Genomic DNA, 20936 nt, shown 5'->3' on the forward strand with positions numbered 1-20936 from the left:
CGGATATCCGTGACCACGATCGCCGTGCTGATCGGCACGATGCTGCTTGGCGAGTCGCTGACCGTCATCCAGTGCTTCGGCGCGGTGGCGATCATCGCCGGCTGCGTGCTGGTGCTGGACCCGTTTCCCCGCCGGTTGGAAGCCTTGCCCTTGCCATCGGCCCCGCCTTTGGTGTAACCGGTCCCCATACTCGAACGTCTTGAAGGAAGGCTAACGTGTTTTTCGATCACCATCGTCAGCGTGGCCCGATTTCCGCCCTGCGAGCTTGCTTGCAGGGCTGACCAGGGACGGTCCGGGTTTTTTCCCGCCTCGATTTTTTGGTCTGCCCTTCGTGGTGCCGCAACGCCTGGCCTGATGACCGGCATGCGCACCGTCAAAGTGCATCGAGCCGGATTTTCCGGACAGACCAGAGAAATCGAACATGGCCCTGATCAGCCTCAAATCCCTCGGCGTTACCATGAGTGCGCCGCTCTTTTCCAATCTCGACCTCAGCATCGGCACTGGCGACCGGCTCGGCATCGTCGCCGCCAACGGCCGCGGCAAGTCGACCTTGCTGAAATGCCTGACCGGCGAGCTGGAGCCGACGACGGGCGACATCACCCGCACGCGCGGCCTGCGTGTCGGCCATGTCGAGCAGTCCGTTGCCCCTGCCCTGCTTGGCCGCACCTTTTATCAGGTGGTGGCGGATGCCTTGCCGCCGGAGCAGGCCGACAGCGAGATGTGGCGCGTCGATATCGTTCTCGATTCGCTTGACGTGCCCGAACCAATGCGCGAGCGAGAGATGCAGGCGCTGAGCGGCGGCTGGCAGCGGCTGGCGCTGATCGCCCGCGTCTGGGTCACCGATCCCGACGTGCTGTTGCTCGACGAGCCTACCAACCATCTCGACCTCGCCCGCATCAGCCAGTTGGAAACCTGGCTCAACGCGCTGCCGCGCGAGGTGCCGGTCATCATCGCCAGCCATGACCGAGCCTTCCTCGACGCCACCACCAACCGGACGCTGTTCCTGCGCCCGGAACAGTCGCCGGTGTTTTCTCTCCCCTATTCGCGGGCCAGGGATGCGCTGGACGAGGTCGACGCCTCGACTGAGCGAAAGTTCCAGCGCGACATGAAGGTGGCCCAGCAATTGCGCCGGCAGGCGGCCAAGCTCAACAATATCGGCATCAATTCCGGCAGCGACCTGCTGACCGTCAAGACCAAACAGCTCAACCAGCGCGCGGAAAAGCTCGAAGAGGCCGCCAATCCGGCGCATCGCGAGAAATCGGCGGGGGCGATCAAACTCGCCAATCGCGGCACGCACGCCAAGGTGCTGATCACGCTCGACGACGCGGCGGTCGAGACACCGGACGGCACGCTGCTGTTCAGGACCGGCAAGCGCCACATCTGCCAGGGCGATCGCATCGTGCTGCTCGGCCGCAACGGCGTCGGCAAGTCGCGCTTCGTCACCTTGATCCGCAACGCCATTCTCGAGCCGGACACGGTGCGGAATGTGAAGGTGACGCCGTCGACCGTGCTCGGCTACAGCGACCAGGCGCTGTCCGGAATCAGCGGCGACGACACGCCGCTGGCGATGGTCTCGCGCCGCTACGATGTCGGAGAACAGCGCGCCCGCTCGCTGCTTGCCGGCGCCGGCGTGGTCATCGAGATGCAGGAACGCAGGATCGGTGTGCTGTCGGGCGGCCAAAAGGCGCGGCTGATGATGCTGGCGCTGAGACTCGCCAATCCCAACTTCTATCTGCTCGACGAGCCGACCAACCATCTCGACATAGACGGCCAGGAGGCGCTGGAGGAGGAGTTGCTGAAGCACCAGGCAAGCTGCCTGCTCGCCTCGCACGACCGTTCCTTCATCCGTGCTGTCGGCAACCGCTTCTGGCTGATCGAGAAGCGAAAGCTGACCGAGGTCGAGGATCCGGAGAATTTCTTCCGCGAGGTGGCTGAGGGAACCGGCTGAGCGGCGGGACTGATTCATGCCGATGAAGTCCGGCCTGTCGTCGCCAGGCCGGACCTTGGCCTCATTCATGAGGCGCCCTCTTGATTTCCGGAACGTATCATGCCATGGTACGTCCAGCGGAACCCGGGGATGATACGCTCATTCAAGGACAAGACCAGCGAAGCCGTTTCGAACGGCAAGACTCCAAAGGGCTTCCCTTCGGATCTTGTACGATCAGCCCAACGAAAGCTCTACATGATCGACAATGCCGTCGAACTGTCAGATCTCAAGACGCCTCCCGGCAACAGGCTTGAGCCCTTGAAAGGCAACCGCGCCGGTCAGCATTCGATCCGCATCAACGATCAGTTTCGCATCTGCTTTCGCTGGGTGGATGGGCAAGCAGAAGATGTTGAAATAACCGACTACCATTGAAAGGCAGGTCCCAAATGCTTGATATCAACCCGCCTATCCATCCAGGAGAAATTCTCCGCGAAGAGTATCTTCTACCGCTTGGTCTGAAGTCTTACACGCTGGCCAAAAAGCTGCATGTGCCGCGCACCCGCATCGAGCGCCTGGCTAGCGAGACGACACCGGTAACGCCTGATACGGCATTGCGCCTTGCGAAGTTTTTTGGCACCACGCCGCAGTTTTGGATGAACATGCAGGCAAGCTATGACCTCGCCGTCGAGGCGAAGGCCAAGAGAGCCGATCTTGAAACGATCGAACGATTGGAGACTGCTGCCTGAAGTAAGCGCATTGCCGATAACAGAGGCCGCTAAAAAGATTCGGCAATCTGTCGGATCGCCCGTTGCAGCCCCGTCCTTGGGTTGCCGACACGATGATGCCGGCGCCAACCCAAGGGAGAAGTCACCATGTCCGTCCTGTCATCCATCGGTCGCATCGCAACCCGGTATGCCGCGGCGCGCGCCCGTCGCCGCGGCGAACGCATCCTGCTGTCGCTGCCGGCCGCGCTGCGCAAGGATATCGGCTTTCCGGAAATCCTCGACACTCCGAACAACCGTTGACGCTCGCCGCCTCTCAGGCGAGCGCGAATCAATCATGCGTATCGCCCGAAAGCGGCGTCGCACGCATCGACGCGCGCCTTTCGAAAGCCTCGAACCAGCGCGTCAGCCGCGCCCGCGAACCAAACGATGGAAGATGACGGAACGCCATCCAGGACAGCGTGGTGGCTAGCGCAATATGTCCGACATGGAGCGGCGCCTCGTCGTCAAGGGCGCTCTCGGCCCAGTCGTAGGTCGCCTCGATCTTCTGCCGATATCCTTCGGCAAGAGCATCATAGCGCAGCTGTTCGGGTCTCCTTTCCGTCTCCCAGCGCAAGGCGATCCCCGTCTGCGCAAGGCCTTGGGCGGCCGATTGCAGCCGCAACGCCTGCCAGCGTGCCTCGCCGACCCGCGGCAGCAACTTCCGGCCATCATGCAGCGTATCGAGATAGGCGCAGATGACGTCGGAATCGAAGATCGCCGGCGCGCCCGGACGCAGCAGCACCGGCACTTGGCCTAGCGGGTTTTCGGCGTGGACACTGGCGTTGTGCAAGGTCGGGCTGGTTTCGTGATGAATGACCTGGAGCTGATCGGCGACGCGTGCCTCATGCGCGAAGACCAGCGCCTTGCGCGCGAAAGGTGAGTGGGTCTGATAATAGAGGATCATTGTCGTCTCCGGGCTGAGTAGGCGGCGCGCAATCCAGCTCTTTTAGCCTGCGAGCCGAGAGAATTGCGCTCTGATTGGAAGCCGCCGACGCAAGTTCGTTGCACGCCTTCCCAACCCATCGGTTGTCGCCCGGCCAAAAATTTTCGCGACCCTGTAGGATTGGCGTCCTCTCGTCCGTCCTATGGTCCGCAAGGCCAATCCAAACGTGAAGAGGAACATACAATGACCGACCAGACCCCACCCCGGCCAAAAGTGCTTGGCGGATTGACCCCCTATCTGCAGGTCGACGGCGCCAACAAGGCCGCCGAGTTCTACAAGAAGGCTTTCGGGGCCGAGGAAGTCTTTGCCTATCCGGCGGATGAAAAAGGCCGCACCATGCATATCCATCTCTACATCAACGGCTCGACGCTGATGCTCGGCGACGCCTATCCGGAACACGGCCATCCGCACCAGGCGGCGCAGGGCTATACGTTGCAGCTCCATCTCGGCAAGGATGATATCGACGCTTGGTGGAAGCGCGCTGTCGACGCCGGTTGCGAGATCGTCACGCCGCTGCAGGTGATGTTCTGGGGCGACCGATGGGGCCAGGTGAAGGACCCCTTCGGCGTCGCCTGGGCAATGAACGCACCGACGGAATAAGCTTTAGCGTGCGCGCCCTCGCCGAGAGGGATGCGCCCAACCGCGCCGGGTCGTATCCCCGCCGATCCGGCGCCTATTTCTAGCAAAGAGGAGACCGCCATGTCCTATGTCGATGGCTTCGTGCTTGCCGTGCCGAAGGCAAATCTCGATGACTACAAGAAGCTGGCCAACCTCACAGGCCCCATATGGATGGAACACGGCGCGCTCGCCTATGTCGAATGTATCGGCGACGATGTGCCCTATGGCGAGCTGACCTCGTTTCCGCGCGCCGTTCAGGCCAAGGACGACGAGATCGTCGTTTTCTCCTGGGCCGTCTACAAATCCAGGCAGGATCGCGATGCTGTGATGGCCAAGGTGATGGCCGACCCGCGCCTGAAACCCGATTGGGGAACCATGCCCTTCGATGCCAAGCGCATGATCTTCGGCGGCTTCCAGCCCTTCATGGAGCTTTGACGCCAAGCTAGGTCGAGATTGAGGTCAGGCCGAGTCGAGAACGATGGTTTCCGAGAACCGGAACGGAGCGTACGTTTGAATACGTGAGTACCGGAAGCGCAGGCAACCACCGTTCGCGGGCCGGCACCACCTCAATATCGACCTAGCTTGTCGAGCAGCGGCTTCAGCCTGTCGCCATAGCGCTTCCACAGATCGACCGAGCCCTGGTACATCGGCTGGCGCACCTGCGCGGCGGATGCCGTGCGCACCGGCCTGTCGGTCTGGTGGAACGACAGCACGGCATCCTCCCATGGCAGGCCGAGATAGTCGATCAGCGCCCGGCTCTGCCCGTCCTGGTCGGCGACGAAATCCTCGTAGCGCACATCGTGCACGACGCCGGGCAGCACCTTGTGCCAATGCGCCATGATGTCGGTATAGAGATTGTGGAAATCGGCGAGCTCGCCGAGGTCATAGCCATAGCGGTGGCTGTCGCCGCGGAAATGCACCTTGTAGATCGACAGGCATGTCGCCGCCGCATCGCGGGCGCAGTGGATGATTTTTGCCTTCGGCAGCATCATGTGGATGAAGCCGACGAGCAGGAAGTTGCCCGGCATCTTGTCGGTGACGTGGCGCATATGCGGATAGCGGGCATGGAGCATGTCGAGATAGGCCTGCCCCGCCTCGGCGAAATCCGCATCGTCCGTGTCGGCCACGCCCCAGGGGAAACCGCCCGGCATGTTCGACGGGAACTGCCTGCCGACCGCCGTCTTCAAGATGCCGAGCTCGCCCGCGCCGTAGACTTGGGCGTGGCTGGCGATGATCTGTTCGACCAGCGTCGTACCCGAACGCGGCATGCCGACGACGAAGATCGGCGCATCGTCGGTGATCGGGCTCGGTCTGTGCTTTTCGAAGAAGCCGGCATCGAACACCGTCTTCATGGCCTCGAATTCGGCACGTGTCTTCACCGGATCATAGTCGATGCCCTTGCGGCGGATGGCATTGCCCTCGGCGAAGTAGTCGAAAGCCTTGCCATAATCCTTCAGATCGTCATTGGCCTTGCCGAGGCCAAACGACAGCTGCATGCGTGCCAGGCTGTCCTGAGGCGCCTTGGCGTGCTGCGCCTCCATGCCGGCCAATTCGGCATCGCGCTCCTTCTGGCGCTTGACCTGCGTCAGCATCAGCCACGCGCGGGCCATGGCGGGCTGGATCGCCACCGCCTGCCGGAACAGGTCGGCCGCCGCGTCGAGCTTGCCCTTCTCCATCAGCCCGACGCCCAGTCCGTGCAGCAGGTCGGCATCCCTAGGCCGGATGGTCAGTGCCTCTTGGAAAACAGCCAGCGCCTCGTCGAGGCGTCCGGCTTCCTGCAGGGTTTCGGCAAGGCCGATCCGCGCGCGCACGTGGAATGGGTTGCGCTGCACCGTGCCGCGATAGATGTCCTCTGCCTCCTCGAACCGGCCGATCTGCCTCAGCGACGAGCCGAGATTGTCGCGCGCCGCAAGCTGCTCCGGCCGCAGATCAACCGCGCCGCGAAAGAAATCGATAGCCGCCGTGACACGCCCCAGATCGCGCATCACGGTGCCGAGATTGTTGAGGAAGTCGGGATTCGTCGGCTCCAGCTGAACCGACTGCTCCAGGAAATCCATCCCTTCTTCGCTGCGCCCGGTCTGGTGCAACAGCAACCCCAGGAAATGCGCTGCGGCCGCATGTTTGGGCTGACGCGCCAGCACCTGCCGGTAGATCGCTTCGGCCTCTTGTCGGCGCCCGGCTTGGTGCAGTTGCAGCGCCTGCTGCACATACTGGTCGAGGCCCAGCGGCGGCTGGCCTCCCGCGCCAGATTTGGCCGCGCCGGACCTGGTTCCCGCACCCGCCGCTCTTCTCTGATCTCTGTTGATGGGACACCTGCCGTGTTTCTACGCCCTGCGGGACCTAAGCCATGCCGAGGAGAGATTCAAGGTGTGGGCGCGGCCGAACGGCCGGGAGCCACCGCAAGGTACGCGCAACCACAAGCCGGTCGCGACGTTGAGCCTGCGCGGCCAGATGCAGGAGTTCCCCAATGCCCCTTACCGCCTTCGCCATCAATTGCTCGCTGAAAGCCTCGGACGACAGGGAAAAATCGTCAACCGACAAGTTGATAGCCGATCTGCTCGCGGCGCTCAAACCGCATGGCGTGGAAGGCGAGGTCGTGCGCGCGCTCGATCATGACATCAAGCCTGGCGTGCTCTCCGACATGGGCAAGGGCGACAACTGGCCTGGCCTGCGCGAAAAGATCGTCGCCGCCGATATCTTCATTCTCGGCTTGCCGATCTGGTTGGGCCAACCATCGAGCGTCGCCAAGCGCATCATGGAGCGGATGGACGCCTTTCTCGAGGAAACCGACGACAAGGGCCGCATGCCGGCCGCCGGCAAGGTGGCCCTGGTGGCGATCGTCGGCAACGAGGACGGCGCGCATCACTGCCACGCGGAGTGCTTCCAGGCGCTGAACGATGTCGGCTTCACCATCCCCGCCAATGGCGGCGTCTACTGGGTCGGCGAAGCCATGCATGACGTCAATTACGTCGACCTGCCGAAAACCCCCGACAAGATTACCGAAGCCATCGAAATAGCGGTCTCGAACGCGGCTCATCTGGCCGGCCTGCTCAAGAGCAAAGCTTATGTTGGCGTGGAAAAGTAATGCGCCGCCTTGCCTTCCCTTCTTGCGGGAGGACAGAATCTCAGCACGGCCCGTCGCCGACGATGCGATAATCCGAGGCACGGGCCTCGCAGGCGTTGGGGAAGGTGCGCATCTCGCCATGCCGGCGGGCGCACACCGGCGCGTATTCGCGGGTGCAGAACGTCTGCTCGCCGCCACCACCACCGCCGTCGCGGCAGGGGCCGTCGCGCACGATGCGGTAACCCGCCCGATCGGCAAGGCAGGCATTGGCGAAGGTCTGGCGATCTGCGCCGCGCCGGGCGCAGACCGGCTCGTACTGCTTGGTGCAGAATTGCGGATCAGGGCGCGGCGGGCGCGGCCCCGGTCCTTCATCGACGACGACCGTACAGGCGGCGAGAATTGCCGACAGGAACAGGATGGTAAAACCCTGCCGTGAGAAGATTGCGGCAAGAAACCTCATGATCGTCTCTCCCTCGATCCCCGTCTCGGTCCATACCGCCCAAGACTGCTTGGCGGTTCGCTGACAATGATATCGATCAAAACAAGATTTACATCAGTCGCCTATGGCATGATCCTCGCTATTGCATTGCCAATTGCAACCCCGTTCGCGGCCTCTGTCGGGAAATGACTGGGATCAGTGAGGGCCTCGCCGCGCGTTGCCGGCAATCATCACTTGTGGCCTATATATGACCACGGCCGTGGGCCGATGACCCCTCGGGCAACGAAGCCTATTTGCAGCCGGTCGACGCCCTGATCGGTCGATTTTTTTGCGTCGGATGCGCTCGTGGCGGCGGCCCGCGGCGCTATCTTGCAACGTTCACGTTTCCGTGCGATAAATTCTGTGTTCGGGCATTTGCGACCCGGAGAGCGGAACGTTTTGGACGACCTTTCCCCGATACTGTGAATCTCTGACGGCCCCGTTTTTCGGCGGGGGGTTTTGACCATGCGCCAATGCATGACTGCCGAAGCAACCACCGGGAACTGCCCTCGACGCCAGGTGGCGGGCAGGACCACCAAGACTGAACGGGTGAAGGAGTTTCCCCAATGGCCCAGACCGGCACCGTTAAATTCTTCAATGCGACCAAAGGCTTCGGTTTCATCACGCCCGACGGCGGCGCCAAGGACGTGTTCGTCCACATTTCAGCGATCGAGGCCTCGGGCCTACGCACGCTGGTCGACGGCCAGAAGGTCACCTTCGACGTCGAGCCGGACCGCATGGGCAAGGGCCCGAAGGCGGTCAACCTGCGCGCAGCCTGAGCGATCGGCGCCGCACATCCCAGGCGGATGGGCGATCGAGCAGCTTGATCAGCACCTGGGCAGGCAGACAGATTTTTGAAAGGCGCGGCGGTTTTCGTCGCGCCTTTTTCATGTCCGTGGCGCAGCATAAACGCATGTCATCTGGAAGTTCATCCGGTCCGGGCCAATGACACGCGTCATAACAAGCACTTAAAGCACGACGTGCTTTAAGTGCCCGGAAAACTTTCACTTGCCGATGGCGCTAAAATAAAGGACAAATTTCCATTCGGGCATTTGCCGGCCCGAGACTGGAGTTTATGGGATCAAAGGAGCTTCCCATGCCGCAGACCGGCACCGTCAAATTCTTCAACCATGCCAAAGGCTTCGGCTTCATCACACCGGATGATGGCGCGAAGGATGTCTTCGTCCATATTTCGGCCGTGCAGGCGTCGGGTCTTCCCGGTCTCGAAGATGGGCAGAAAGTGACATTCGACACCGAGCCGGACAAGCGCGGCAAGGGACCCAAGGCCGTCAACCTGTCGGTCGGCTGAGCCGGCTTCGCACCGACGCCGGCTCCGGCAGGTCTGGTCAGCGCCCCGTAGGCGCGGGTTGATGTCGAGAAACAAGGCGTGCGGTCAAATTTTCGTTCAGCCCCCGTTCAGCCACGGTCCCATATTAATCATTCGTAAAGCCGGACCGCATCCCCTGCAAAACTGCACGGCCCGGCACGAAGGAGACCAAGATGAACCGAATTTTCAAGACAGCCGTACTGTCCGCCGCCGTGGTCGCCACCACGCTGGGGACCTTTTCGGCGGCCAATGCCGATGACTGGCGCCGTTGGCACCATCATGGCCATGGCCATGGCGATGCTGTCGCGGCCGGCGTTCTCGGCCTTGCCGCCGGCGCGCTGATCGGTGGCGCGTTGGCCAATGACCGGCCGCCGCCCGATTCCGACCGTTATTACGATGACGGCTATTACGATCGTGACGTGCGGATACGCCCGGCCCCGGTGCGCCGCTACTACGTGGAACCGCAGGTGGTCTATGCCGACCGCTATGCCGAACCGTGGACGCGCGGCTGGTACGAGTACTGCTCGGACCGCTACCGCAGCTTCAATTCCCGGACCGGCACCTTCACCGGCAGTGACGGCGAACAGCATTTCTGCACCGCCAACTGAGGCTTCCCTGCCCCAAACAAAAAAGCGCTGACCGCAAGGCCGGCGCTTTTTGCTATCGGCTTGCTAATGCATGTCGCCCGGAAGTGTCCTCGGTTCCGGGATAACGACATGCATAATCAGAAGTTTACAGCAGGTCGGCAATCCTATTCGCCGCGACATGCTGTAGGCTTTCGAACCCGGAGCCGGTCCAGATCTCATTCAGGTCAAAAACGGATTGGTCCGCCGTTCCTCGCCGAAGCGCCCGCCGGGACCGTGACCGCAAATGAAGCCGATGTCGTCGCCAAGCGGCAACAGCTTGTCCTTGATCGAGGCGATGAGTGCCGCGTGGTCGCCGCCCGGCAGGTCGGTGCGGCCGACCGAGCCGCGAAACAGGACGTCGCCGACATGGGCGAATTTGGCGGCGCGGTTGTAGTAGACGACATGGCCAGGCGCATGGCCGGGGCAATGCAGCACCTCGAACACATGGCCGCCAAATGACACCGTCTCGCCTTCTGTAAGAAACCGATCGGGCACGCAATTGCGCACACCGCCGATACCGTAGCGCCTGCCCTGGTTCTCCAGATTGTCGAGCAGCATCTTGTCGGCCTCATGCGGGCCGATGATCTCGATGCCGAGTGCTTCCTTCAACTCCATGGCGCCGCCGGCATGGTCGATATGGCCGTGCGTGATCCAGATCGCCTCGGCCGTGATCGCATTGTCCTTCAACACCGCCAGCACCTTGTCGATGTCGCCGCCGGGATCGACCACCACGCCGTGCTTGTCATCCATGTCGAACAGGATGGTGCAGTTCTGCTGGAACGGTGTGACCGGCACGATGCCGGCATTGAGCTGACCCATGATCGTCCTTTCGCTGTGTCAGCGATCATGTAGAGACATCGGTCAAAACCGTCCACAGCCGGAAGGTCAAACAGTGCGTGTCCAAAAAGAAATGGGCGGCCGAAGCCGCCCATTTGCCAGCCCGAGATTGGCAGGCTTATTTCTTCATGGCGCCCATGACCGCGCCCAGAATGCCGGTCAGGATCGCGCCGCCGCCGGCGCCACCGACGATGTTCTGCAGGTTGAGCGCGCTGCCCAGGCCGCCGGTCGCCGCCGCGGCCGCCGCCGGATCGACGCCGTGGCCGAGCAGGCTGCCGAGGATCGCCGCGCCGCCGACACCGCCGATGGCTCCGCCCAGGATTTTGGGAAGCTGACCCATCGCCGCCGTCTTGATCGCCGCCCCGACCGCCTGACCACCGATAATGCCTGCAATGATCTGAATGATGATCGGAAGAAGCGTGTTCATGTCCATATGATTAGTCCCTCCATAGCTGTCAGCCTCCCGGGCCGACAGCATCATGAGAGACGCCGAATTCGATGAAAGTCAAATGCACAAACGCTGAAATAAAAGGGGCGGCCCGAAAACCGCCCCTGCTTGCCCGAAAAGCTGTGACTATCGTTATTCTGCGGCGATGGCATGCTTGGGTTGAACGGCGATAGAATAGTCGTTCATGAGATTCTTGGCGATCTCGCCGACTTCGAATCGGTAAGGGCCGATCTCCGAAACCGGGGTTACTTCCGCTGCCGTTCCGGTCAGGAAGCACTGCTCGAACCCTTCCAGTTCTTCCGGCAGGATGGCGCGTTCGATGATCTCCAGGCCGCGATCCCTGGCCAGGCCAATGACCGTGCGACGGGTGATGCCGTCGAGGAAGCAGTCGGGCTTGGGCGTGTGGATCTTGCCGTCCTTGACGAAGAAGATGTTGGCGCCGGTCGCTTCCGCGACCTGGCCCCGCCAGTCGAGCATCATGGCGTCGGCATAGCCCTTGGCCTCCGCGGCATGCTTGGACATGGTGCAGATCATGTAGAGGCCGGCGGCCTTCGACCGCGACGGCGCCGTGCGCGGGTCGGGCCGGCGCCATTCCGCCACATCGAGACGAATGCCCTTCAGCTTCTGCGCCGGGTCGAAATAGCTCGGCCACTGCCAGATGGCGATAGCGACATTGATGCGGTTGTTCTGCGCCGAAACGCCCATCTGCTCGCTGCCGCGCCAGGCGATCGGCCTGACGTAGGCGTCCTGGAAGCCCTGCTTCTTCAGGAGCGTGGTCGAGGCGTCGTTGAGCTCGGCCACCGAATAGGGAATCTTGAAGCCGAGCAGGCGCGCCGATTCATGCAGGCGCTCCATATGCTCGTTGAGCTTGAAGATCTCGCCGCCATAGGCACGCTCGCCCTCGAAGACCGCGCTGGCATAATGCAGGCCGTGGGTCAGAACGTGGATCTTGGCGTCTCCCCACGGAACGAACTCGCCATTCATCCAGATGAAGCCGTCCAGTTGATCGAAGGGAACGGATGCCATGGTAACCTCCCGCGGACCTCCGTCCGCATATCTCAGTATCGTTGCGTGTTCTTTTTTGGCCGCGCTATTGCGATTGGCGACGCCGGCCGGCGTCTCGAAGCGTAGGCGGATAATCGCGCTCTGGCAAACTCAGGAAGTTCCGGAAAAACCGGCCTGCCTTGCCTTTTCGTTCGCAATCCGCCCAAAAGCTTGTCAAAAATTACCATTGCAGGGAAATTACGTCAATAGTACTGACATAATCTCCCGTTCCGATGGAGAAATGATGACGGATAAAAGCCCACCTGCCGGAAAACCGATCAGGACCGCGATCACCAGCGAGGACGGCATCGACTTCGCCATCATCGAACTCTTCTTCTTCGCCTATCGGGACTTCACTTCCGATCCCGACCAGATCCTGGCTGATTACGGCTTCGGCCGCGCCCACCACCGCGTGCTGCATTTCGTCAACCGCCGGCCGGGCCTGACCGTCGCCGAACTGCTCGATGTGCTGAAGATAACCAAGCAGAGCCTGGCGCGTGTGCTCAAACAATTGATCGACACCGATCACGTCGTGCAGTTGCAGGGCCCGCGCGACCGCCGCCAGCGTGAACTCTATCCGACGGCCAAGGGCCGTGCGCTGGCGCTGGCGCTGGCGCGGCCACAGTCGCGCCGCATCCGTGCTGCATTGGAAGATTGCGGTGCCGCCGAACGGACCTTGGTGGAACGCTTCCTCGAAGCGATGGTCAATCCGGAACTGAGAGCTCAGATCGACGTTGGGTCCGCAAAAATGTCAGGGAAAAGCCATGGAGAGCACTGAGAGGATCGACCAGGCGGCCGCACCGGACGACGATGCGCCGCATCTGCTCGTGGTCGACGACGACACCCGTATCCGCAATCTTCTCAAGCAATATCTGACCGAAAACGGCTTCCGCGTCACCGTCGCCGGCAATGCCGACGAGGCCCGCCGCAAGCTCGCCGGCCTCGACTTCGACCTGCTTGTGCTCGATGTCATGATGCCGGGCGAAAGCGGCGTCGATCTCACCAAGGCGCTGCGCGCCGAGAAGAACGTGCCGATCCTGATGCTGACCGCCTTGTCGGAGACCGACAGCCGCATCTCGGGCCTCGAGGCCGGCGCCGACGACTACCTGCCAAAACCCTTCGATCCGCGCGAGCTGATCCTGCGCATCAACAACATCCTGCGCCGGGGCGGCCCGGCGGCGACGCCCAAGGTCGAACAGTTGGTGTTCGGTCCCTACACCTTCCAGATCGCCAGGCGCGAACTGAAGCGCGGCGGCGAGGCGCTGAAGCTGACCGACCGTGAACAGGAGATCCTGGCGATCTTCGCCGCGCGCGCCGGCGAAACCATCCCTCGCCACGAGCTGGTCGGCGACGATTCGGAAGTCGGCGAGCGCACCATCGACGTCCAGATCAACCGGCTGCGCCGCAAGATCGAGCGCGATCCGTCCAACCCGGTCTGGCTGCAGACCGTGCGCGGTATTGGGTATCGGCTCAGCGTGGAATAGAATACCGGCCGCAGCCCAAGAGCATGATCCCGAAAAGTGCGAACCGGTTTTCGGAAAAGATTATGCTCCAACAAAGAGTTAGATCAGGATGACGATTCAGCCAAACGTCATGCTGATCTAATACCGCCGACGGATGAAAAGAGCCAATGGCGACCACGGAACTGGAACAGCCGGACAATGACGGCTTGAGCGCACGCGCCGCGCGGACGCTCAAGGCGGTGCCGCGCATCTGGAACCGGTTCTGGCGCCTCGTTTCGCTTTACATGCCCAAGCGCCTCTATGCGCGCTCGCTGATCATCGTCATCGCGCCGATGATCCTTTTGCAGTCGGTCGTCGCCTTCGATTTCATGGAACGTCACTGGGCAACCGTGACGCAACGCCTGTCGCAGGCCACCGTGCGCGACATCGCCGCCATCATCGACCTGATCGAAACCTACCCGCACGACGGCGATTACGCCAACATCATCCGGATCGCGCAGGACCGCATGCAGCTGAAGGTCGACCTCCTGCCGCCCGATCCGCTGCCGCCGCCCGGTCCAAAACCGTTCTTCTCGATCCTCGACGATGTTCTCTCCGCCGAAATCACCCGCCAGATCAACCGGCCCTTCTGGATCGACACGGTCGGGAATTCCAACATCGTCGAGGTGCGCGTCCAGCTTGAGAACAAGGTGCTGCGCGTCTTCGTACGCCGCAGCCAGGCCTATGCCTCCAACACCCACATTTTCCTGATCTGGATGGTCGGCACCTCGCTGGTGCTGCTGATGATCGCCATCCCCTTCCTGCGCAACCAGATCCGGCCGATCCTGGCGCTTGCCGAGGCGGCCGAAAGCTTCGGCAAGGGCCGGCCGATGCCGCGCGATTTCCGCCCGCGCGGGGCCGAGGAGGTGCGCCGCGCCGGCTTTGCCTTCATCCAGATGCGCGAGCGCATCGAGCGTCAGATCGAGCAGCGCACGGCCATGCTGACCGGTGTCAGCCATGATCTCAGGACCATCCTCACCCGCTTCAAGCTGCAGCTGGCGCTGGCCGGCGGCAAGGCCGACACCAAGGCGGCGCTGGACCAGGACATCGAAGACATGCAGTCGATGCTGGAAGGCTATCTCGCCTTTGCCAAGGGCGAGGCGTCGGAGGATCCGGGACGTTTCGATCTCGAAGCCTATTTCCAGAAGCTCGGCGAAGAAGCGAACTTGCGCAAATGCAGACTGTCGACGACGCTTTCCGGCGATCCGACCGTGCATGTGCGCCCGAACGCCTTCGCGCGGCTGCTGTCCAATATCATCGGCAATGCCTTCCGCTATGCCCGCACCGTGGAGGTCGCCGCCAACCATGGCCGCGGCTCGCTTCTGGTCACCATCGACGATGATGGGCCAGGTATTCCGGCCGACAGGCGCGAAGACGTGTTCAAGCCCTTCGTGCGGCTCGATGCGGCCCGTAACCTTGACGCCAGCGGCACCGGGCTCGGCCTGTCGATCGCCCGTGACATCGCCCGCAGCCATGGCGGCGACATCACGCTCGACGACAGTCCGATGGGCGGCCTGCGCGTCGTGATCAAGGTTCCGGCCTGATTTCTATTTGACTATCCGGGCAAGATCTTGCCTGAAAACCGGTTTCGACTTTTCGGGATCACCGTCTGCTTCATCCGCCCGTCATGAAATCATGGTCAAGAGTGCGCATGAAGCGCGCGACCGCACTTGATTCGTCCTTGCCGCCTCACTTCGACCGCGTGCCCGTCAGGGTGCGCTGGAGCGAAGCGAGGGCGGCCGCATGGTCGCCGTTCCGGCATCGTTTCAAGGCAACCGCCGACCTCCGGAGCAAAGGGCCGCCATGCGCATATTGATGGTCACCGACGCCTGGCGCCCGCAAGTCAACGGCGTCGTCCACACGCTGGAGCGGCTAACCGAGACCCTGAAATCCTTCGACGTCGCGGTCGAATTCCTGACCCCGAACATCTTTCGCACCCTGCCCTTGCCGACCTACCCCGACATCCGCCTGGCGCTGACCACGCCCGGCCATGTCGCGCGCCTGATCGATGGCTACAAGGCCGACCACATCCACATCGTCACCGAGGGACCGCTGGGCATCATGGCGCGGCGCTATTGTCGCAATGCCCGCCGGCCGTTCACCACCAGCTATCACACCCGCTTTCCCGAGTATCTGAGCGCCCGCCTGCCGGTGCCCGAGAGCTGGACCTATCGCTGGCTGCGCGATTTCCACAATTCGGGCCAGGGCACGCTTGTCGCCACCCAGTCGCTCGCCGCCGATCTCACGGCGCGCGGCTTCAACAAGCTCAGGCCCTGGACACGCGGCGTCGACACCGAGCATTTCCGGCCCGACAAGCGCAAGGACCTCGGCTTCCCCAGCCCGGTTTTCCTGTGCGTCGGCCGCGTCGCCATTGAAAAGAACCTCTCCGCCTTCCTCGATCTCGACCTGCCGGGCAGCAAGGTGATCGTCGGCGAAGGTCCGGAGCTTGCCAAGCTCAAGGCCAAATATCCCCAGGCGCATTTTCTCGGCCATCGTCCCAATGACGAACTGGCCGAAGTCTACGCCTCGGCCGATGTCTTCGTCTTCCCCAGCCGCACCGACACCTTCGGCAACGTCATCATCGAGGCACTGGCCAGCGGCACGCCGGTCGCCGCCTATCCGGTGACCGGGCCTGTCGACATCGTTGGCGACGGCTTTGGCGGCGCGGTTTCGAACGACCTGCGCGAGGCGGCACTTGCCGCGCTCGACATCAGCCGCGACCAAGCCCGCGAGCGCGCCATGCGCTACAGCTGGAAGGCCAGCGCGGAAATGTTTCTCGACGCGGTCGAGGAAGCGCTCGGCGTGAAGCGCACGATCGCGGCCTGACAGGGTCGACACAGCCGAGCCGCCGCCGGCGAGCTTTAGCTAGGTGTGGAGCCTCAACAGGTTGTCCTTGGTTAGCCCGAGGCGGCTGATAGGTGGTCTTGATTTTAAGCTGCCGTGTGGCCGGTGCCAATTGTAGCGATGAAGCCATCGTGGCAGTCTGCGGTGCGTTCATGACAAGTGTTGTAGGCTCGAGCATAAGCCCATTCGCGCAGAGTCGGAGGTTTGCTCCTGATTCCGGCGGATGCGGCGTCGCTTTCCTTCCTGAACGTTGTGCTGATGCATTTTGGACTGGCGTGGCCGTTCGACGTCCTGCATCTTGTGCTCTCAGCCGCAACGGTCGGAACCATTCTCGGCGCGTTTCGGCCTCCAGCTATCGCGTCAATTCAATCAGCCGCGACGCCATGATGGCATCTGCCGGGGCTTCCTGCCCGCTATTTCAGAATAGCCGCCCGCCGTCCGGCACCCTGCGTTCGATGGCGCCCAACACGACGGCGCCCTCTTCATCGGGGAAACCGAGCGTCAGCACTTCCGACATGAACGGGCCGATCTGGCGCGGCGGGAAATTGACCACCGCTAACACCTGCCGGCCGATCAAAGTCTCGGGCGTATAATATTTGGTGATCTGCGCCGACGACTTCTTGATGCCGATCTCGACGCCGAAATCGATCTTCAGCTTGAAGGCCGGCTTGCGCGCCTCCGGAAACGGTTCAGCCTCGACGATCGTGCCGGCGCGGATGTCGACACGATCGAAGTCGGCAAAACTGATCTCGGGCTTGCGCTCGTTGCTGGAACTCATGTCGAACGCTTCTTGCTCAGGCGTTGCCGAAGGTCTCGAACAGCACGCCGGCCAGCGCGTCCTTGGCCGAGGTTCCCGACCAGACGACGAACTGGAAAGCCTGGAAGTAACACTCGCAGGCTTCCAGCGCCGAGGACAAAAGCACTTCGACCTGCTGGCTCGATGGTTCGACCCCGCCGGCCAGGAGCAGCGACTGGCGGAACATGATCGCGCCTTCCTGCTCCCAGAGGTCGAAATGGCCGAACAGCATCTGTTCGTTGATCAGCGACAACAGCCGCATCACTTCCAGCGTGCGGGTTTCCGGCACCTTGATGTCGAAGGCGCAGGCCAGGTGCAGCGCCTCGAAATCCTCCATCCACGAGAAGGAGACGTGATAGTCGGTCCAGCTGCCGGCAACCGAGATCGAGATTTCGTCGTCGCCGGCCCGTTCGAAGGACCAGTCATTGTTGTGGGCCACCTGCTCGATCACATCCACCGGATGGATTTCGCGGGAAAATTCGAGTTCGAGAAGTTCCATGGAATGCTTCCTGTGTTCAGGGGGAGCGCCACACGCTCCGCGGGGCACACACGACGAACAATCTTGTCTAGAACTCGGACGGCCGGGACTTCTCAACGCAAAGACCCCAGACCGGACTCCACCGCCCGGCGCATGACCCCTGCTCCGAATCATGCAACAAATTCAGTCTATTGATCAGGAGTCGCGTGAACAGCCCAATTTTTCGCACTGCGTCATTCGCATGTGGAAAGGTGCCTGTCACAAAGAGTCACGCAATGCCGGTAAGCGATTCACGGCAAAGCGATTTTCAGGCTGGTGCTTTGTGGAAAAGTTTAACGAATTATTTTTTCGGCTTGGGCTTCGCCGGAGCCGCAGGTGTAGCCTGACCGGTCAGTTCGGCGATCCTGGCCTCGAGTGTCTCGATGCGCTCGGCGAGCCTGCCGTTCTCTTCTCTCGCCTTGGCCGCCATCTCGCGCGCGGCCTCGAACTCCTCGCGCTGCACGACATCCATGGAGTTGAGGATGCGTTCCGCCTGGCCCTTGAAGGCCGTCTCCACCTCGCGCCGCACACCTTGAGCGGCACCGGCGGCATCGGTCATCAACTTGGCGAATTCATCGAGAATGCGGTTCGGTCCGGTCGACATGGCAGATCCTCGCTTGCATAATTTGAATTAGTGACGTGGCGCGAGGAATGCAAGAACGTTGGGCGTTGGTGCGGCATCTGCGTTGCTATTGCGCACAACCGCATGGCGACTGCCGCGTCCTGCGGGAGGCTCCCGAACGGCTCCGAAGCTGTACTTGGTGGTGGCAAGTCGCCTATTGTGACGCCCTCGTCTCCCTTCAGGCACGTTCAACCCGGGATAACCAATGGCAACGCCCCCGCGCAGACCGACAAATCCGATGGAAGCCGCCGAAGCTGTCTTCAAGCCGGTCAAGAAGCCGGCACCGGCCCCGCCTCGCGAACCCTCCACCGCCCCGAATGTCCGCGAGCTTGTCTCGATCAGGATCGACCGGGCCGTGCTCGAGCATTTCCAGGAAGATGGCCCAGGCTGGCAGGACAGGATCAACGACGCCTTGCGTGAAGTGGTGGCCGGCAAGCCCAGGGGTTGAGGACATCCATCCGCGCGACGGATCTTGAAGCGATCCCGTTCACGAGCCATGGACGGCCGTGCCCTTGCCTTGACCCTGCCAAAACCCTGCCGCATGGTCCGCGCCGATCGCAACCGAGAGCTCCCCGTTGAACGAGTATTTCCTGCTGCCGCTGGCTTCACTGCCTTTCCCGAACATCAACCCGATCCTCATCCAGATCGGGCCGCTGGCGGTGCACTGGTACGGCATCGGTTACATCGTCGGCATCCTGTTTGCCTGGTGGTATGCCAAGCGGCTCGCCGCAAATCCGAAACTCTGGCCCGACGGCGTCCTGCCGATGAAGCTGGAGGACCTCGACGATTTCATCGTCTGGGCGGCCGTCGGCGTGGTTCTGGGCGGCCGCACCGGCTATGTCCTGTTCTATGACCTGGCGCGCTATATCGCCCATCCGCTCGATATCTTCGCCGTCTGGCAAGGCGGCATGTCCTTCCATGGCGGCCTGCTCGGCGTCATCCTGGCCATGACGCTGTTTTCCTTTAAGCGCGGCATCCGCACCTGGTCGCTGTTCGATGTCGTGGCGGCCGGCGTGCCGGTCGGCCTCGGCCTCGTGCGCGTCGCCAACTTCATCAACTCCGAGCTCTGGGGACGGCCGACCGACGTGCCCTGGGCGATCGAATTCCCCAATGGCGGACCGTTCACCCGCCATCCGAGCCAGCTCTACGAGGCCTTGCTCGAAGGGCTGGTGCTGTTTGTGGTGCTGCGCATCCTCACCCACTCGCGCCTCAAGCTGAAGACGCCGCGCTTTGTCGGCGGCGCTTTCATCTGCGGCTACGGCCTGTCACGAATTTTCGTCGAGTTCTTCCGCGAACCCGACCAGCAGCTCGGCTATCTCCTCGGCACAAACTGGCTGACCATGGGCATGATCCTGTCGACGCCGATGGTGCTGGCCGGCATCTGGGCGATGGCCACAGCCAAGCCGGTGAAGCAAGTGCAGCCGCAGGCGACATGACGCGACTGAAATCCCGTATCGTCGACCTGATCGAGGCGGTGGGTCCGATGCCCATCAACGAATACGTGGCGCTGTGCCTGTTCGATCCGCGCGACGGCTACTACACCACACGCGAACCGTTCGGCGCGGCCGGCGACTTCATCACCGCACCGGAAATCAGCCAGATGTTCGGCGAACTCGTCGCCGTCTGGCTCTATCAGGCTTGGGCAGCGATCGGCCGGCCGATGCCGGTCACCGTCGCTGAGATCGGCCCTGGCCGCGGCACGCTGATGAAGGACATGCTGCGCACCTTGTCGCGGCTCGACCCCGCCTTGGCCAGTGGCGCCGCCTTCGCCATGATCGAGACCAGCCCGCGCCTGACGGAAATCCAGAAACAGACGCTCGGCGCGACACCATTCGCTGTTTCATGGCACGAAACCATCGACACGCTGCCGCGGCAACCACTGCTGATCGTCGGCAACGAACTGTTCGATGCCATGCCCATCCGCCAGTTCGTCCGCGCCGGCGCCGAGTGGCGCGAGCGCATGGTCGGCCTGGACGACGCGGACAATCTTTGCTTCTTCGCGGGCGTCGGCTCGGTCGACCCGACGCTGCTGCCCGGGGATGCAGCCGACGCGCCGCAAGGCGCGATCGTCGAAATCGCGCCCGCCCGCACCGCCCTGATGGCGGCCATCGCCGAGCGCATAGCCGCTCATGGCGGCGCCGGGCTGTTCCTCGACTACGGCCATCTGCGGCCCGGGGTCGGCGACACGCTGCAGGCCTTGCGCCGGCACAATCACGAAGATGTGCTGGCCAATCCCGGCGAAGCCGACCTTACCTCCCATGTCGATTTCGCCGCCCTTGCAGCGACCGTGCGCGCGCACGGTCTCGACGCCTACCTGTCGACGCAGGGCAATTTCCTGCTCGGCATGGGCATTCTGGAGCGTGCCGGCCAGTTGGGCGCCGATGCCGGCCAGGCAGCACGCGACAAGATATCAGATGCCGTCGAGCGCCTCGCCGGCCCGCGAGCCATGGGCGAACTCTTCAAGGTCCTAGCCGTCGTTCCGCGCGGCGTCGCCGTCAGGTCCTTCGCCACGGCGGATTGACTTTTCGTCGCTACCCCTCCCAATCTCCCGTCCGGTAAAAGACGGCCGGACCGCCGGC

General features: G+C 62.6%; 27 protein-coding genes and 1 pseudogene. 18 read left to right on the forward strand and 10 right to left on the reverse strand.

Translation table 11 applies throughout. From position 1 onward, the window contains the following. Positions 1-9: 9 nt before the first annotated feature. From FJ960_RS05665 to FJ960_RS05685, 5 genes are all read left to right on the forward strand, one after another. Positions 10-177: a hypothetical protein gene (locus tag FJ960_RS05665; protein WP_246672630.1), complete on the forward strand. Its 168-nt coding sequence runs from the start codon at positions 10-12 to the stop codon at positions 175-177. A 244-nt stretch (positions 178-421) separates the two neighbouring features. After that, entirely contained in the window at positions 422-1948 is a 1527-nt protein-coding gene (locus FJ960_RS05670; RefSeq protein WP_140712438.1) for an ABC-F family ATP-binding cassette domain-containing protein, read from the forward strand. 129 nt (positions 1949-2077) lie between these two features. Beyond that, positions 2078-2359 (forward strand): type II toxin-antitoxin system RelE/ParE family toxin, encoded by a 282-nt coding sequence (locus FJ960_RS05675; RefSeq protein WP_140712812.1) that lies wholly within the window; start codon positions 2078-2080, stop codon positions 2357-2359. Between the two features lie 14 nt (positions 2360-2373). Then, positions 2374-2673, forward strand: a complete 300-nt coding sequence (locus FJ960_RS05680; RefSeq protein WP_140504964.1) for a HigA family addiction module antitoxin — start codon at positions 2374-2376, stop codon at positions 2671-2673. 126 nt (positions 2674-2799) lie between these two features. After that, positions 2800-2952, forward strand: coding sequence for a hypothetical protein (locus FJ960_RS05685; protein ID WP_140712440.1), 153 nt, complete (start codon positions 2800-2802; stop codon positions 2950-2952). Positions 2953-2980: 28 nt separating this feature from the next. Here FJ960_RS05685 and FJ960_RS05690 read toward each other — a convergent pair whose 3' ends face one another. After that, positions 2981-3595, reverse strand: coding sequence for a glutathione S-transferase (locus FJ960_RS05690; protein WP_140504961.1), 615 nt, complete (start codon positions 3593-3595; stop codon positions 2981-2983). 222 nt (positions 3596-3817) lie between these two features. On the opposite strand from FJ960_RS05690, the gene FJ960_RS05695 reads away from it, so the two are divergent. Both FJ960_RS05695 and FJ960_RS05700 read left to right on the forward strand, forming a co-directional pair. Then, positions 3818-4234 (forward strand): glyoxalase/bleomycin resistance/extradiol dioxygenase family protein, encoded by a 417-nt coding sequence (locus FJ960_RS05695; protein ID WP_027143331.1) that lies wholly within the window; start codon positions 3818-3820, stop codon positions 4232-4234. 99 nt (positions 4235-4333) lie between these two features. Further along, complete coding sequence (locus FJ960_RS05700; RefSeq protein WP_140712442.1) at positions 4334-4687, forward strand: DUF1428 domain-containing protein; 354 nt, start codon at positions 4334-4336, stop codon at positions 4685-4687. A 131-nt stretch (positions 4688-4818) separates the two neighbouring features. Here FJ960_RS05700 and FJ960_RS05705 read toward each other — a convergent pair whose 3' ends face one another. Beyond that, a complete protein-coding gene (locus FJ960_RS05705) occupies positions 4819-6459 on the reverse strand; it encodes a tetratricopeptide repeat-containing sulfotransferase family protein (RefSeq protein WP_140712444.1) in 1641 nt (546 codons plus the stop codon). Positions 6460-6719: 260 nt separating this feature from the next. Here FJ960_RS05705 and FJ960_RS05710 point away from each other — a divergent pair, with 260 nt between their 5' ends. Next, positions 6720-7337 carry an NAD(P)H-dependent oxidoreductase gene (locus FJ960_RS05710; RefSeq protein ID WP_140712446.1) on the forward strand — a complete coding sequence of 206 codons (618 nt, stop codon included), beginning with the start codon at positions 6720-6722 and terminating at the stop codon, positions 7335-7337. A gap of 40 nt (positions 7338-7377) precedes the next feature. Here FJ960_RS05710 and FJ960_RS05715 read toward each other — a convergent pair whose 3' ends face one another. Continuing rightward, positions 7378-7776 (reverse strand): Kazal-type serine protease inhibitor, encoded by a 399-nt coding sequence (locus FJ960_RS05715; RefSeq protein ID WP_140712447.1) that lies wholly within the window; start codon positions 7774-7776, stop codon positions 7378-7380. A gap of 584 nt (positions 7777-8360) precedes the next feature. On the opposite strand from FJ960_RS05715, the gene FJ960_RS05720 reads away from it, so the two are divergent. The 3 genes from FJ960_RS05720 to FJ960_RS05730 all read left to right on the forward strand — a co-directional run bounded on the left by FJ960_RS05720 (position 8361) and on the right by FJ960_RS05730 (position 9729). After that, positions 8361-8573, forward strand: coding sequence for a cold-shock protein (locus tag FJ960_RS05720; protein ID WP_006202520.1), 213 nt, complete (start codon positions 8361-8363; stop codon positions 8571-8573). Positions 8574-8890: 317 nt separating this feature from the next. Beyond that, positions 8891-9103, forward strand: a complete 213-nt coding sequence (locus tag FJ960_RS05725; RefSeq protein ID WP_008877668.1) for a cold-shock protein — start codon at positions 8891-8893, stop codon at positions 9101-9103. A 191-nt stretch (positions 9104-9294) separates the two neighbouring features. Beyond that, complete coding sequence (locus FJ960_RS05730) at positions 9295-9729, forward strand: BA14K family protein (RefSeq protein ID WP_140712449.1); 435 nt, start codon at positions 9295-9297, stop codon at positions 9727-9729. A gap of 198 nt (positions 9730-9927) precedes the next feature. Here FJ960_RS05730 and FJ960_RS05735 read toward each other — a convergent pair whose 3' ends face one another. From FJ960_RS05735 to FJ960_RS05745, 3 genes are all read right to left on the reverse strand, one after another. Then, positions 9928-10566: an MBL fold metallo-hydrolase gene (locus FJ960_RS05735; RefSeq protein WP_140712451.1), complete on the reverse strand. Its 639-nt coding sequence runs from the start codon at positions 10564-10566 to the stop codon at positions 9928-9930. A 136-nt stretch (positions 10567-10702) separates the two neighbouring features. Then, positions 10703-11017 (reverse strand): hypothetical protein, encoded by a 315-nt coding sequence (locus FJ960_RS05740; protein ID WP_140504950.1) that lies wholly within the window; start codon positions 11015-11017, stop codon positions 10703-10705. Positions 11018-11164: 147 nt separating this feature from the next. Continuing rightward, positions 11165-12058 (reverse strand): branched-chain amino acid aminotransferase, encoded by an 894-nt coding sequence (locus FJ960_RS05745; RefSeq protein ID WP_140712453.1) that lies wholly within the window; start codon positions 12056-12058, stop codon positions 11165-11167. 262 nt (positions 12059-12320) lie between these two features. On the opposite strand from FJ960_RS05745, the gene FJ960_RS05750 reads away from it, so the two are divergent. The 4 genes from FJ960_RS05750 to FJ960_RS05765 all read left to right on the forward strand — a co-directional run bounded on the left by FJ960_RS05750 (position 12321) and on the right by FJ960_RS05765 (position 16404). Continuing rightward, a complete protein-coding gene (locus FJ960_RS05750; protein ID WP_181166050.1) occupies positions 12321-12854 on the forward strand; it encodes a MarR family transcriptional regulator in 534 nt (177 codons plus the stop codon). Then, positions 12841-13560: a response regulator transcription factor gene (locus FJ960_RS05755; RefSeq protein ID WP_140504947.1), complete on the forward strand. Its 720-nt coding sequence runs from the start codon at positions 12841-12843 to the stop codon at positions 13558-13560. The genes FJ960_RS05750 and FJ960_RS05755 overlap by 14 nt, the downstream gene beginning before the upstream one ends. 146 nt (positions 13561-13706) lie before the next feature. Further along, positions 13707-15122 carry an ATP-binding protein gene (locus tag FJ960_RS05760; RefSeq protein WP_140712455.1) on the forward strand — a complete coding sequence of 472 codons (1416 nt, stop codon included), beginning with the start codon at positions 13707-13709 and terminating at the stop codon, positions 15120-15122. A 259-nt stretch (positions 15123-15381) separates the two neighbouring features. Then, positions 15382-16404: a glycosyltransferase family 1 protein gene (locus FJ960_RS05765; RefSeq protein WP_140712457.1), complete on the forward strand. Its 1023-nt coding sequence runs from the start codon at positions 15382-15384 to the stop codon at positions 16402-16404. Positions 16405-16443: 39 nt separating this feature from the next. Here the strand turns inward: FJ960_RS05765 and FJ960_RS05770 are convergent. The 4 genes and pseudogenes from FJ960_RS05770 to FJ960_RS05790 all read right to left on the reverse strand — a co-directional run. Then, a pseudogene (locus FJ960_RS05770) lies at positions 16444-16616 on the reverse strand (integrase core domain-containing protein); the annotation flags it as partial. Positions 16617-16840: 224 nt separating this feature from the next. Continuing rightward, positions 16841-17200 carry a tRNA-binding protein gene (locus FJ960_RS05780; RefSeq protein ID WP_140712459.1) on the reverse strand — a complete coding sequence of 120 codons (360 nt, stop codon included), beginning with the start codon at positions 17198-17200 and terminating at the stop codon, positions 16841-16843. Positions 17201-17216: 16 nt separating this feature from the next. Then, positions 17217-17717 (reverse strand): YbjN domain-containing protein, encoded by a 501-nt coding sequence (locus FJ960_RS05785; RefSeq protein WP_027143347.1) that lies wholly within the window; start codon positions 17715-17717, stop codon positions 17217-17219. 319 nt (positions 17718-18036) lie between these two features. After that, entirely contained in the window at positions 18037-18339 is a 303-nt protein-coding gene (locus FJ960_RS05790; protein ID WP_027143348.1) for an accessory factor UbiK family protein, read from the reverse strand. Between the two features lie 223 nt (positions 18340-18562). Between FJ960_RS05790 and FJ960_RS05795 the strand changes: the two genes are divergently transcribed. From FJ960_RS05795 to FJ960_RS05805, 3 genes are all read left to right on the forward strand, one after another. Next, positions 18563-18805: a BrnA antitoxin family protein gene (locus tag FJ960_RS05795; RefSeq protein ID WP_027143349.1), complete on the forward strand. Its 243-nt coding sequence runs from the start codon at positions 18563-18565 to the stop codon at positions 18803-18805. 127 nt (positions 18806-18932) lie between these two features. Next, a complete protein-coding gene (gene lgt, locus FJ960_RS05800) occupies positions 18933-19793 on the forward strand; it encodes a prolipoprotein diacylglyceryl transferase (protein ID WP_140712461.1) in 861 nt (286 codons plus the stop codon). After that, entirely contained in the window at positions 19790-20878 is a 1089-nt protein-coding gene (locus FJ960_RS05805) for a class I SAM-dependent methyltransferase (RefSeq protein ID WP_140712463.1), read from the forward strand. Before lgt ends, FJ960_RS05805 begins: the two co-directional genes overlap by 4 nt. The last annotated feature ends 58 nt before the right edge of the window (positions 20879-20936 follow it).

This window comes from Mesorhizobium sp. B2-3-11, from assembly GCF_006442215.1.
Classification (GTDB): Bacteria; Pseudomonadota; Alphaproteobacteria; order Rhizobiales; family Rhizobiaceae; genus Mesorhizobium; species Mesorhizobium salmacidum.

Coding starts and splice junctions, on each gene's coding strand:
- FJ960_RS05725 (WP_008877668.1), top strand. CDS start 8,891: ATGCCGCAGACCGGCACCGTCAAATTCTTCAACCATGCCAAAGGCTTC.
- FJ960_RS05700 (WP_140712442.1), top strand. CDS start 4,334: ATGTCCTATGTCGATGGCTTCGTGCTTGCCGTGCCGAAGGCAAATCTC.
- FJ960_RS05750 (WP_181166050.1), top strand. CDS start 12,321: ATGACGGATAAAAGCCCACCTGCCGGAAAACCGATCAGGACCGCGATC.
- FJ960_RS05710 (WP_140712446.1), top strand. CDS start 6,720: ATGCCCCTTACCGCCTTCGCCATCAATTGCTCGCTGAAAGCCTCGGAC.
- FJ960_RS05730 (WP_140712449.1), top strand. CDS start 9,295: ATGAACCGAATTTTCAAGACAGCCGTACTGTCCGCCGCCGTGGTCGCC.
- FJ960_RS05680 (WP_140504964.1), top strand. CDS start 2,374: ATGCTTGATATCAACCCGCCTATCCATCCAGGAGAAATTCTCCGCGAA.
- FJ960_RS05790 (WP_027143348.1), bottom strand. CDS start 18,339: ATGTCGACCGGACCGAACCGCATTCTCGATGAATTCGCCAAGTTGATG.
- FJ960_RS05670 (WP_140712438.1), top strand. CDS start 422: ATGGCCCTGATCAGCCTCAAATCCCTCGGCGTTACCATGAGTGCGCCG.
- FJ960_RS05780 (WP_140712459.1), bottom strand. CDS start 17,200: ATGAGTTCCAGCAACGAGCGCAAGCCCGAGATCAGTTTTGCCGACTTC.
- FJ960_RS05735 (WP_140712451.1), bottom strand. CDS start 10,566: ATGGGTCAGCTCAATGCCGGCATCGTGCCGGTCACACCGTTCCAGCAG.
- FJ960_RS05795 (WP_027143349.1), top strand. CDS start 18,563: ATGGCAACGCCCCCGCGCAGACCGACAAATCCGATGGAAGCCGCCGAA.
- FJ960_RS05765 (WP_140712457.1), top strand. CDS start 15,382: ATGCGCATATTGATGGTCACCGACGCCTGGCGCCCGCAAGTCAACGGC.
- FJ960_RS05690 (WP_140504961.1), bottom strand. CDS start 3,595: ATGATCCTCTATTATCAGACCCACTCACCTTTCGCGCGCAAGGCGCTG.
- FJ960_RS05755 (WP_140504947.1), top strand. CDS start 12,841: ATGGAGAGCACTGAGAGGATCGACCAGGCGGCCGCACCGGACGACGAT.
- FJ960_RS05805 (WP_140712463.1), top strand. CDS start 19,790: ATGACGCGACTGAAATCCCGTATCGTCGACCTGATCGAGGCGGTGGGT.
- FJ960_RS05760 (WP_140712455.1), top strand. CDS start 13,707: ATGGCGACCACGGAACTGGAACAGCCGGACAATGACGGCTTGAGCGCA.
- FJ960_RS05785 (WP_027143347.1), bottom strand. CDS start 17,717: ATGGAACTTCTCGAACTCGAATTTTCCCGCGAAATCCATCCGGTGGAT.
- FJ960_RS05715 (WP_140712447.1), bottom strand. CDS start 7,776: ATGAGGTTTCTTGCCGCAATCTTCTCACGGCAGGGTTTTACCATCCTG.
- FJ960_RS05740 (WP_140504950.1), bottom strand. CDS start 11,017: ATGGACATGAACACGCTTCTTCCGATCATCATTCAGATCATTGCAGGC.
- FJ960_RS05695 (WP_027143331.1), top strand. CDS start 3,818: ATGACCGACCAGACCCCACCCCGGCCAAAAGTGCTTGGCGGATTGACC.
- FJ960_RS05745 (WP_140712453.1), bottom strand. CDS start 12,058: ATGGCATCCGTTCCCTTCGATCAACTGGACGGCTTCATCTGGATGAAT.
- FJ960_RS05685 (WP_140712440.1), top strand. CDS start 2,800: ATGTCCGTCCTGTCATCCATCGGTCGCATCGCAACCCGGTATGCCGCG.
- FJ960_RS05720 (WP_006202520.1), top strand. CDS start 8,361: ATGGCCCAGACCGGCACCGTTAAATTCTTCAATGCGACCAAAGGCTTC.
- FJ960_RS05675 (WP_140712812.1), top strand. CDS start 2,078: ATGATACGCTCATTCAAGGACAAGACCAGCGAAGCCGTTTCGAACGGC.